Below are 10,484 nucleotides of genomic sequence, written 5' to 3'. Positions count from 1 at the left end.
AAATGGCGCCCATCTTGTACCCGGATGAGCGGGTTGACTACGTCGCGCGAACGCTGGGAATCAGCCCCTCGCATGATCATTGCATCGTCACCACACGTCGTGTGTGGGTGTCGTACACGTCGCTCACTCCGACGCCCGCAGTGCATTACGCACGTGACTTCATCACTGACGCAACACCACTCAAGAAGTCCCGGATTGTGCTGCACACCGCCGACGGCGCGCAGCATGACATTCGGCTCGATTTCGCCGAGGACCGGCCAGCTTTACTCGAATCCCCTACCCGGGTCCGCTGCCGAAAGGGGCACGCAGCTGGCTGCCTGTCCTTCGTGCCTCCCGCCTAGATCCGGTCGGCCGACCACTGAATCAGATCATCTACGTGCTCGGGGAGCCAACAGCCCGCGACAATCATGGTGACGGCACCTTCACATTGCAGTGGCAACACATCACCGGCGCCCGCGGGAACAGCTACCACCTCGTGCTGTCGTTCGATGCGTACGGGGTGTGCGCCTCCTTGGATCATCGGTGGATCGCCAACTGACCAACCTGATGTTTCCGCTCGGCGCCGAGGGCTAACTGGCGGCGAAGTTCCACACGGACCGTTGGGCGTATACGCCGTCGTCTTTGCTGAACGCATGATCGTGCAGGCGGGTGGTGACCTGCCCGGTCATCGCATCACCTGAACCGATGTTGGTCACCGCTATAAGGTCGATGTTCGTCTGCTGCGGGTAGGAGCTCTTCACGTTCTGAGCGATCATGGTGGCCACGTCTTTGAGCTGGTCGGGTGTGGCCTTCGACGGCATACACACGTTGACGCGCAGCACGTTACGCCCAGCAGACGTAAACGTCTGGGTGGTGGCCGGTGTCGCATGGTAGGGCAGGCCTCGATCATCGGTGACCAGCAGCAGCACATCTGATCCTGGTGAGGTTGTGTCCGGCGCGACATGACAGTCAACGAAACCAGCCTCATATGCCGGGCCTGTCGCCGGTTTCGCGGCAGGCGTCGACGGCTCGGAACTGCGGAACGCGCCCGCAGCCCACAGTGCCGACAGCAAGACGAGGGCAATGATCACGCCGACCGCGACGAGAACTCCCACGCGTTGCCGTGGTGACATTTCACCCCAGCGGGGAACTCGATCGGTGAAGTCCTGCAGTGCGTCTCGCATATGTGGCTCCTGGGAAGGTGTGCGGGTGATGTTCGGTGGGTCTAGGTGCGTGAGTGCGTCGACAGCCACCGCAGCAACGCATCAATGCGGAATCCCCACCGATCGGGGATCGGCCACCATCGGCGCCGTGGCCGCATCAGCCGCCATGTGACGGCGACGGTGACGGCGGCGGCCACAGCGATGACGAGGAACCATACAGCGACGATCAGTGGGTTCTGCTCGATGCTCATGAGGACCGCGACGGCGACGAACACGCAGATGGCGGCCATGGTGAGAATGCCTGCGGGAGTGGGTTTGCGGCGGGTCATCATCAGTTCTCCGAGGCGACCACACGCCAGGCTGCCCTGTTCCCTGCGTCGCCGTGTTTGGCGGTGAACGTGTGCGCGGACAGTGATGTTTCGATAGTGGTGTTGACGTTGTCACCGTCACCAATGTCACGCACCCTCAACACGGAGGGGCTGGCGGCGTGGGCGGAACGAATGTTGTATGCCAGGGCGCTACCGATGTCCTCGAGTGCAGCAACATCAGATCCGGGGATCGTGCAGACAAGCGCGACGGCACTGTCGTCCGTGCTGGCAGGGTTGGTGACAATTTCGGCGAGGTTGGCGCGGTGAGGTAGCGCGGCAAGATTTCCGAGCGCAGCTTGCATGAGAGGCAGGTCAGCGTGCTGGGAAGTGCCGCGACTGCATGCGGCGATGCCCCGGTTCTCCGATTGCGTCGGCGCCGACTCGGCCGGCGGGCTGCCGGTGTCGTGGGCTACCGCGAGGACGATCCCGGCAGCGAGGACGGCTGCCGCCGCCGCGGCGCCGAGGACCGCCACAGCTTTCTGAGTGCGGGACAGTTCGGGCCAGCGTGGCAGCTGGTCAACTGTGTCGAGCAGTCGCTCACCGATCACCGTGTGCACCGTTCTGTGGATGTAGGGACGGCGCTCATTGTGGCAGCACAGTTTCTGCGTGCAGACACAACAACAGCAGCCTGACCCCCACCAGCGATTGTTGGTGGGGCCAGGCTGTTGTGTGACCTACGCGGCCTCGTGCGGTTGGTCAGTCACCGAGAATCTTCTCCTCGATGAAGCTCTGGATCGCGGTGACAGTGTCCGAGCGCAGTTCGTCGTAGGGAACGTCACGCAGTTGACGCATAAGGTCGAGCAGTGCGACTGGGTCGGTGTCGGGGTCGCGTGCTTCGTCGAGGTCGATGACAACGAGGTTGGGATTGGTGTGCTGCACCTGCCCACCACACACCACGACCAGGATGCGTTCGGTGTCGGCGGCCGTGGACTTACCGCGCGAGCGCGGCTTGCGGTCACCCTTGTTGGCGCGGCCCCGGCGTGCGGTGCCCTTTCCCGGCTTCTCATCCTTCGCGTCCTTCGCGTCCGGCTCCGGCTTGTCAGTCGGCTCCGGCTTGTCAGTCGGCTCCGGCTTGTCAGTCGGCTCCGGCTTGTCGGTCGGCTCCGGCGGCTGCGACACATCCGCTGCTGCGGGCGCGTTCTGGCGTTCGACACCGGTGCCAGCGGACTCAGGGGATGTGATGGCCGCTTCGTCCGGCGTGTTGGCAGGTGCGGTCGAGGTGGATGCCGCCTCGCCGGCAGCGTCGTCGTCGGCAGTGGCTGCCTGTCCCGTGTTGTTGCTGCCGGTGGTCGCCGATTGCCCGTCAGCGTCTGGCGGTGTCGTGTCGGTGTGCGGCACCTGCAACTCGAGTGCCGGCGCTGCATCGCTCGGCTCGGCCGGCGTCTGCTGAGGGGTGTCGGTTGCGGGTGTGGAGGCGGGTGCGACGGGAACTACAGGTGGGCGCCGCGACGCGGATCCGAACGTGCCCATTGGTTGTGCCATGTCTACTCCTGGTTGGCTTCGATACTGGAACGTATTTGAGCGTACGAACCGGCTTAGACGGGTGCGGCACAATCTATTTCGGTGCTGCGGCGAACGTGTGTGCGCGTAGCTTCTTCAACGCGTGATGGGCGCGCAAGTAGTCGTCGGCTCGTTCCGGGTCGACGCGTGTGGCTTCGATCGTCCTCAGCAACGACAGTTTTCGGACCCGGCAGGCACGGTCAGTGACATCGTCGTCAATGTCGGCGAATGCCACCTGCCACAACAGGTCATGATCTTGCGGCTCAAGCACTTCCTGCATGAAGTCGCCCCACACAGAGACTTCCTCACCGTCGAGTGGACGACCGGACGGATATCCGGACAGCGACACCTCTACTAGCAGCGCCAGGGTGCTGCTGAACAGTTCCGTCAGGCTGGCAGCATCGGCCGCCGTCAGCGCCTGGTCGACTAGGTGGGGGTGGGCGATGAGGCTGGCAGCCAAGGTTGCTTCGTCCGACACAGCCCGTTCGTCGACGGAGCTCAACGTCGCAGACTGTGGGGCGGGTTCCTGTTCGGCAGGTGGCGGTGGGCTTCCTGCGGTCAGGTCGTCGACGGTGAGTCCGAGGTGGGTCGCGGCTTCGGCGAGATAGGCGCGGCGCAGAATGGGTGACTGAACCTGGCGTAGTCGTGCGGTGACCGTTCGAGCGGCGGCAGCGACATGCTCGGCGACGTCGGTGTCTACGTCGCAGTCGGCGGCGACGAGAAGCCGTAGCAGTGGTGTGCGGTCGTCGATCAGTTGCTGCAGTGCAGTGTCGCCACCTTGTTGGCGCGCTTCACACGCGTCTGCTTTCGCCCCGAACCTGCTGTAGTCAACGGCGGTGATCTGGGAGGTGAACTTCTGGCAGTGCAGAAACAGCGCCCACGCGGCGGATCTTCCAGCGTCGTCGTTGTCGAATCCTGAGATCACTTCGCCTTCGTCGCCGACACGCCCTGAGATCAGCGCAGCGTGTTCGGCGGTGAAGGCGGTGCCGCAGGTGGCGACTACGGCCGGATATCCGGCGGCAGCAAACGCCATCACGTCGGTGTAGCCCTCGACGACGACGATTGATCGGGTGGTGAGGATGTGTCGTCGCGCCGCCCACAGTCCGTACAGCATTTGCCGTTTGTGGAAGATGGGCGACTCATCAGAGTTGCGGTACTTCGCTTTGCTTGTGGGGGTGAGGCTGCGTCCAGCGAACCCGGACAGTCGCCCGGATTTGTCGTGTAGCGGCCAAATGAGTCTGCCGCGCAGCGGATCGTAGAAGTCGTTGGTGCGGTCAGAGCTTTTGAGCAGACCGGCCGCGAGGAGGATGTCGGTGGAGTGGCGTTGGTGGAGTTGCTCGACCACGGACTCGTCGAGGGGGCTGTACCCCACCTGCCATTCGGCGGCGTACTGCGGCGTGAATGCGCGGTCAGCGAGGTACTGCTGCCCGGGCCGCGCCGCCGGAGTCTGCAGCGCGCTGGTGTACAGGGTGAGCGCATCTGCCAACGCGGCACGTACTTGGCGTTCAGGGAACCGGTCCGTGTCGTCGGTGTCGGTGTCTGCCGGTACGGGGACACCGGCGGTGTCGGCGACGCGGGTGACTGCTTCACGAAAGTTCAGGCCGTCGACGGTTTGTAGGAAGTCGAAGATGTCCCCGCCGACACCGCATCCGTAGCAGTGGTATCGGCCGATCTCGCGTTTCACTTTGAATGAGGGTGTTCGTTCGGCGTGGAATGGGCACAGCCCAACCAGCAGCGGTCCTTGCTGCTTGAGGTCGACATAGTCGTTGATGACCTGGTCGATGGGTACCCGGAATCGGAGTTCGGCGACGAACGCGTCGGGCAGGCGTGGCATGCCGATCAGGGTAGAACTGGCGTTTGGGGTGACCTGTCTGTTGTGGTCAGCGTGGTCGGCGTCGCGTGGTTGGTTTGCCGGCACCTTCGTCGCGTTCACGGTTGCGGCGTTCGCGTTCGGCTGCTGCTTTGGCTCGTTCTCTGCGCCACCATGCTGAGCGTTCAGCTTGGAAGGCGTCCTCGTGGCGCCGCCATCCGGGTTCTCGGCGAGCTCTGTTGCGGTCAAGTTCGTCTTGGCTGGGGCCTTGTTCGGCGAGCACCACCGGTAGCGGTCGGCCATCTGATTTGACTATCGCTCGTTGCAACCCGATCGCAGTCCATGCTGGGCAGCCATGCTGGCGAAGCAGCTGAACTGCCTCGAGCTCGTCGTCGATCCATGCGGCCACCGGATTGCGTTCCCCGAAGCGCGACAGCCACCAGTACCACTGGCGTACCTTCACGTCGAAGGCGTCTCGATATGCCCCGTCTTTGATCTGGTGGCGCGTCATGATCGGTCCGACCGGAAGGTCGTTGGCCAGCAGCCACTGCCAGGTGTCGGCGGCGGCGTGATCTGGTCGGGTTGTCGACCAGGCCACCTGGAATCCCGCGTCGACAGCGTCATCGACGAGCCGCGCCCCGCGGCTGATGAGTGTCGCTTCGGGGTACCGCTTGATGAACTTCGACCAGCCGCTAAACCGGTTGCCCTCGAGGAGCCATTCGAAGCGGTTCATCGTGGCTACCACGCCGTCGACATCGCACACAATGACCGGTCCGGCGTTGGGGAGTGGATCTCGCCACGGCGTTAGCCGACGCGCCTTACGCGATTCCGGTGCAGGCACCGCGCAACCTTTCCGGCTGGTCGGCATCGCGGGATGCGCCGACGACGACCAAAACTCGGGGACTGGACGTAGTCATCCCGAACAGCCTATTGGTAGCTGAGGAGGATGCCGAGTGCAGCCCACCGAATAGAACGGCGTGTCGTGGAGAGTTAGGCCACCATGAGTAGCGGCTTACGCGCCACTGTCGCAGCGTAACCGCTGATCGCTGGGCTCGTGAAGTTGACGACGAGCGGCGTCAACGTCGGCTGCTGGTCAAAGATCCGCAGGGTGACAGAGTCAGAGCCCGCGGTGATTGCGGGGGCCAGGGCCGCCTGAAACGACTGCCATGGAACGTCGATCGCGAACGAGTCGGATGTTGAACACGGCAGTTCCGCGTGGTAGGCGTGCCCTCCTGAGCGCACGTCGATGGTCAGAGTCTGCTGATCTCCGCTGCCGCGCACTCGAAGATGGCATGCGGGAACAGTGTCGATGAACGGCTTGTGGACCTGGTCGTTGAACTCTTTCCACTGCGACAGTGGCAAAGACACATCGTGTCGCCGCCTCTTCGGCTGCGGCACTTCGGGAAGGGTTGCGGTGGGATTGTCGGCCAGCGACTCGATCGTGATGGCCGTGTCTTGTGCAGACAGCACTGTGACACCGTCGCCGATCGTGACGGTGACGGCAACGTCTGCCGGTAGTACACCAAGGGCGGCGTGTGCGAGAGTCAGCGGCATCGACGACGCCACCGGCTGGTGGCCGTCGAAGGTTGCGTCGGCGACTGCGGCGACGATGCGCACCACGTCCCCGTCGGCGGCCAGCCGTAGCCGATCGCTTCGTGCATCGAACACCGCTGCTGTGACGTGCGGTGCTTTCAGGAAGGTGCCGAGCAGATCGCGCAGGGTGCGTGACGAGGTCTTGCAGACACGTACAGATGTCGGGAGGGGTCGCGGACGCAGCCGGGTGCGGGGGCGTGCGCGACGTTCTACCGGCTCACCGTTGACAGCCCATTTCCCCTGAACCAACTGAACGCTGCCTGCGGCTTGCTCGAGGTCGATGGTTGCGGTGGCCGAGGTATCGGCGGTGACGGCGCGGTGGTGCACCGACACCAGATGGCTGGTTGTCGCTGCGGAGATGCGCAGCCCGCTCGCAGCGATCTGGTAGCGGACGACGGGATGCACTTCCGCGGCGCGGAACAGTGCCAGCGTGGGGGTGAAAGATGGCAGCGTCAATTGCCCGGTATTCAGCATTGCGGGTCCTAGCGTTGGCTTCGATGTATGAACTGATCGTCGCACAACTGCGTCACTGTGTGCGTCATAAACCCGCCGCCCGCGTGATCTGGCGGCACATTATGCAGCGTTTTTGTCGATCAAATCCGATCGCTGCGAACCTCTCGCGTTAAGCTCGCTCTCACATACATCGAAGCCAGCTAACTCAATGTGAGGGGTCTGCCTATGTGCAGATTGAAAGAAGAGGGCGGTCGACGCTGCCCGTCTCATTCGGACCCGATCCGCCGCGCGATCGCGTCCGCCACGCAATGCATGACCCGGTGGGAGCGCCGCTATGAAGCTGCGACCGACCCTGGCGTCGCCGACCACGCTCTCGCACGCTTCACCGCAGCGATCAACACGCTGTATGAGCGTTCGAAGTTGCTTCCGCCGCCGCCGGACGATTCCGAGCCGGCCGTCGAACCGCTTGACCCTTACCAGTTGCGGTCGATGGACATGGATGATCTTGAGGACCTTCATCGCGACCGCACCGCCGACCCGGACGGTCAGCGGCTGATCGAGCGGGAGTGGTCTCGCCGCGAAATGCTCGCCAGTCCCGACCACGACAGCCTGCTGGTGACGACCGGCCGCTTCCGGTCGGTGGTCGATAACCTGCACATTGCCGAAGAACTGTCCGACCGCCAACTCAAAGAGGCCTGGCTGGATGGCCATGATCATCCTCACCTACGGGAGCTCGCCGAGGCGGAGATGGATCGCCGAATGCTCACCCACGCTGAGCATCCCGCCGACGACCCTGACCTGGAGAGCGCCGTTGATGAGCGTCTCGAGTACGCGTGGTCGGAGATGAACGCCGCCGACTACCGCCGCTACGAGGCCAGTCTCATCACCGACCCGGCAGCACGGCTTCCGGAGGAGACAAAGCTGGGACGTCGCCCGTCGTCGACCCCGACAGTGCGGCAGTTGCGCGCCGACTACGACGAGTACTGCTACGAAAGGTATCTCGCTGCTGAGGAAGCCACCCGCGGGCACCTGCTCAACAAGCGCGGCCGGTTGCGTGGCGTGGACCCGTTCACCTTGTTGAGTGGCAATGCCCAGCGGGTCAAAGCGTATGGGTCGCAGGAGCTACTCGGCTTCCTCGGTAGCAGTGGCGGGCACATGTCGTTCGCCCGGTATAGGGCGTTGCACACGGGCGGCGACTACGACCGTTCGAGGATCGAGGAGTTCACTGATGCCGTTTCTGCCTGAACCGGTTGGTGCCCAATCGAAGCGGTACCCGGCGTCGGTGGAGCTGATCCTCAAGGCGCAAGCTGAGGGTGCGCAGGCTGTTCACAGTGGAACCGCAGTCGGCAACTCGCCCTACGTGTCGCAGCACAGCGAAGAGGGGCGTTTCCTTGCGCTGATGTGGTTTCGGGGGTACCGGTGCGAGCAGGAGCGCCTCAGCCGGGACGGCACAGACGAGTAGCTCCGCCGTCTATCTTCGGGGCAGGTCAGCAGGAACGTAGGATCCGGAGCATGGCTTCCTTCTCGGCGGCCGTAACCCACAGGTGGTAAATGGATTTCACGGCGATCTGCCGTTGCACGTAGGTGCATCGGTACCCCTTGTTCGGCGGCAGCCATGTGGCGGCGTCGCCGGCACCCTTTGCGGCGTTGGTGGGACCGTCGACGAGTTGCAGGTTGCGCGGATCGTTGGCAAGATTTCGGCGCTGGTCGACCGAGAGTTGTTGCGCGCCTTTCTGCCATGCGTCGAGAAGCGCGACTAAATGGTCTACCTGGATGCGCCCGGATTGAGGGCCGCGTTGGAAGGGGATGGAGCGTCCCGTGTAGGGGTCGTCAAGCACTCCTGATAGCACAACACAGCCATGCGTGTTCGGCTTAATTACCTTGTTGCGCAACGATTTAAGCAGATCGTTGCGGGTATCGCATCCGTTGTGTCCGCCTTCGACGGTGACGTCATCTGACCAGGCCGCTCCGAACTGCGCGCGACTGTATCCCGTCTTCGGTGCGCGCCCCTTCACCGCCAGGCTGTCGAGGGTGCGGATCGCCTGTGCGGCGGACTCGTTCGACGTCGGTTGCGGTTGTTCGGTAGCGACCCGCTCGGCCGACGTGGCCGCTGGTTGTGTGGTGGTTGCCGTGATCGTTGCTGTCGAATGGCGGGAGGTGGTGTCCGCGTGCACTGTAGAGCATCCTGCCAAGGCTGCAGCCGCGGCGAGTGCGACTGCCCACCGGGCTGCAACGACTGGTGGGCGGCGTGATGTGTTACTCATGAATCCGACCCTAGATTGCTGATTGTTGGTGAGCGGCATTCCGATTGGCGGTGCCCTGGTGCGCGGCGGCTGCAGTCATGACGTCGATGTGTCGGTGGTAGGTTCTGCCGGCACGTCTACTGACCCGCCTCCGTTGAAGGTCGGCAAACCCTGATGCGATTGCGTCCGCGCACACCTCGGCGAGTCGTGCCGCGAGGAGGGTGTCGTGGTTTCCGATGGGCTCATCTGACCAACGGTCGGTCTGTCCGGTGAACACCGAGTAGGCGGCGTCGGAGATTCGGGCGCGACATTCGTCGACGGTGGTCGATTGGTGTGCGTGGCGTGTCCATTCACCGTTGGTGATCAGCGGAGGCAGTTGCGCCTGCCCATCATTGACCGCGCGACTCACTGCGTCGTCGATGTAGGAGTTGCCGGTGGCGTCGAGATCTGTGGATATCCAGTCCATTGTTCGTACCTGGTCACCGTCAACACTCCACGTGATTCCGCGTAGCTCCGCGCGATCGGGGCTTGCCTGGGCCGCATCGTCGGGGCTGATGTGATCGTCGTCTGCTTTGTTGAACCGCACGGGGTCGTTGAAGAGCACGGTCCCTGATGTGAGCGGCTTGTGCGTCGCGGCAGACTGATATGTGGGTGTGTGCGCGAGCGTGATCAGCACGGACCGCAGCTGTGGGTCGGCGACCAGATGCAGCGGAGTGCCTTTCACGGTCTGCGAGCGGGCTACCAGCATCTGGTGCACTGCGTCGGCAGGTGTGGCGGTTTCGGGTACGTCGACGCCGTAGCAGTGTCTGATCCATGCTGGGACGCTCGTTGTGATGTCGGCGTAGTCGCCGGAATGCTGGTGCGCCCACCAGCCGGTGGCAGACATCTGTTCCGGCAGCAGACGCATGAACGCTGCTTGCTGAGTGCGCATCCATGTGGCGCTTCGGGTCAGGATGGTGGCGGCGTCGTCGACGACGGCCCGGGGTGTGAAAACGGGTGCAGTCATGATGGGCTCTCGACGTGAACGGTAGGCCGGGGGGTTCCGGCGTGGACGGTGACCCGCCACCCGTCGCGGCCTACGGCAACGGTGTCGGCGGAGTGCAGAGCGTGCAGGCCGCGCAGGCTTGCGTATGCGTCGACTGCGTGATGAATGTTGGTGACGACTTCGACTGCTGCCGCGAGAGTTTGGGCGGTGGTCAGTTCGTTCGGCTCCGGGAGCACCAGCAACGGATGGGAGAGGGCCGCGTACACGGTCCATCCTGGTCGTGGAGTGAAAGCGAAAGTGGTCCATCGCCCGGTGAGTGGTTTGGTGAGTGCGGCCAGACGTTCCGCGTCACGCACGCCGTCGAGCGCAACAACCGGCTGCAGCATACGC

At 63.8% G+C, this 10,484-nt stretch carries 13 protein-coding genes; 3 read left to right on the top strand and 10 right to left on the bottom strand.

Annotated elements, in window-relative coordinates; genetic code table 11:
- A partial coding sequence (locus GOOTI_RS26455) for a hypothetical protein (RefSeq protein WP_007237468.1) occupies positions 1-341 on the top strand: 341 nt, incomplete at its 5' end.
- A gap of 228 nt (positions 342-569) precedes the next feature.
- On the opposite strand, the gene GOOTI_RS04925 is transcribed toward GOOTI_RS26455, so the two are convergent.
- The 7 genes from GOOTI_RS04925 to GOOTI_RS04895 all read right to left on the bottom strand — a co-directional run bounded on the left by GOOTI_RS04925 (position 570) and on the right by GOOTI_RS04895 (position 6,887).
- Entirely contained in the window at positions 570-1,163 is a 594-nt protein-coding gene (locus tag GOOTI_RS04925) for a hypothetical protein (RefSeq protein WP_007237467.1), read from the bottom strand.
- A gap of 41 nt (positions 1,164-1,204) precedes the next feature.
- The gene (locus GOOTI_RS04920; RefSeq protein ID WP_007237466.1) at positions 1,205-1,474 is read right to left on the bottom strand and encodes a hypothetical protein; all 270 of its coding nucleotides are present in this window, start codon (positions 1,472-1,474) and stop codon (positions 1,205-1,207) included.
- Entirely contained in the window at positions 1,474-2,058 is a 585-nt protein-coding gene (locus GOOTI_RS04915) for a hypothetical protein (RefSeq protein ID WP_007237465.1), read from the bottom strand. Before GOOTI_RS04915 ends, GOOTI_RS04920 begins: the two co-directional genes overlap by 1 nt.
- Positions 2,059-2,206: 148 nt before the next feature.
- Positions 2,207-2,992: a hypothetical protein gene (locus GOOTI_RS26025; RefSeq protein WP_007237464.1), complete on the bottom strand. Its 786-nt coding sequence runs from the start codon at positions 2,990-2,992 to the stop codon at positions 2,207-2,209.
- Positions 2,993-3,065: 73 nt separating this feature from the next.
- A complete protein-coding gene (gene dnaG, locus GOOTI_RS24640; protein ID WP_007237463.1) occupies positions 3,066-4,844 on the bottom strand; it encodes a DNA primase in 1,779 nt (592 codons plus the stop codon).
- Positions 4,845-4,890: 46 nt separating this feature from the next.
- A complete protein-coding gene (locus tag GOOTI_RS26020) occupies positions 4,891-5,661 on the bottom strand; it encodes an HAD family hydrolase (RefSeq protein ID WP_169315785.1) in 771 nt (256 codons plus the stop codon).
- Between the two features lie 149 nt (positions 5,662-5,810).
- Positions 5,811-6,887, bottom strand: a complete 1,077-nt coding sequence (locus tag GOOTI_RS04895) for a hypothetical protein (protein ID WP_007237461.1) — start codon at positions 6,885-6,887, stop codon at positions 5,811-5,813.
- A 291-nt stretch (positions 6,888-7,178) separates the two neighbouring features.
- On the opposite strand from GOOTI_RS04895, the gene GOOTI_RS04890 reads away from it, so the two are divergent.
- Together GOOTI_RS04890 and GOOTI_RS04885 are read left to right on the top strand one after the other, a co-directional pair.
- Entirely contained in the window at positions 7,179-8,111 is a 933-nt protein-coding gene (locus tag GOOTI_RS04890) for a hypothetical protein (RefSeq protein ID WP_039993428.1), read from the top strand.
- On the top strand, positions 8,095-8,328 hold the full coding sequence (locus GOOTI_RS04885; protein WP_007237459.1) for a hypothetical protein: 234 nt from the start codon (positions 8,095-8,097) through the stop codon (positions 8,326-8,328). Before GOOTI_RS04890 ends, GOOTI_RS04885 begins: the two co-directional genes overlap by 17 nt.
- Before the next feature lie 25 nt (positions 8,329-8,353).
- Here the strand turns inward: GOOTI_RS04885 and GOOTI_RS04880 are convergent, their stop codons facing one another.
- From GOOTI_RS04880 to GOOTI_RS26015, 3 genes are all read right to left on the bottom strand, one after another.
- Positions 8,354-9,130, bottom strand: a complete 777-nt coding sequence (locus tag GOOTI_RS04880; RefSeq protein WP_083835843.1) for an HNH endonuclease family protein — start codon at positions 9,128-9,130, stop codon at positions 8,354-8,356.
- A 10-nt stretch (positions 9,131-9,140) separates the two neighbouring features.
- Positions 9,141-10,115 carry a hypothetical protein gene (locus tag GOOTI_RS04875; RefSeq protein ID WP_007237457.1) on the bottom strand — a complete coding sequence of 325 codons (975 nt, stop codon included), beginning with the start codon at positions 10,113-10,115 and terminating at the stop codon, positions 9,141-9,143.
- On the bottom strand, positions 10,112-10,484 hold a 373-nt coding region (locus GOOTI_RS26015), incomplete at its 5' end, for a hypothetical protein (protein WP_007237456.1). The genes GOOTI_RS04875 and GOOTI_RS26015, both read right to left, overlap by 4 nt.

The organism is Gordonia otitidis NBRC 100426, assembly GCF_000248075.1.
Taxonomy (GTDB): domain Bacteria; phylum Actinomycetota; class Actinomycetes; order Mycobacteriales; family Mycobacteriaceae; genus Gordonia; species Gordonia otitidis.
Note: the sequence above shows the minus strand (reverse complement) of the source record. Positions and strands in the feature narration are given on the sequence as shown.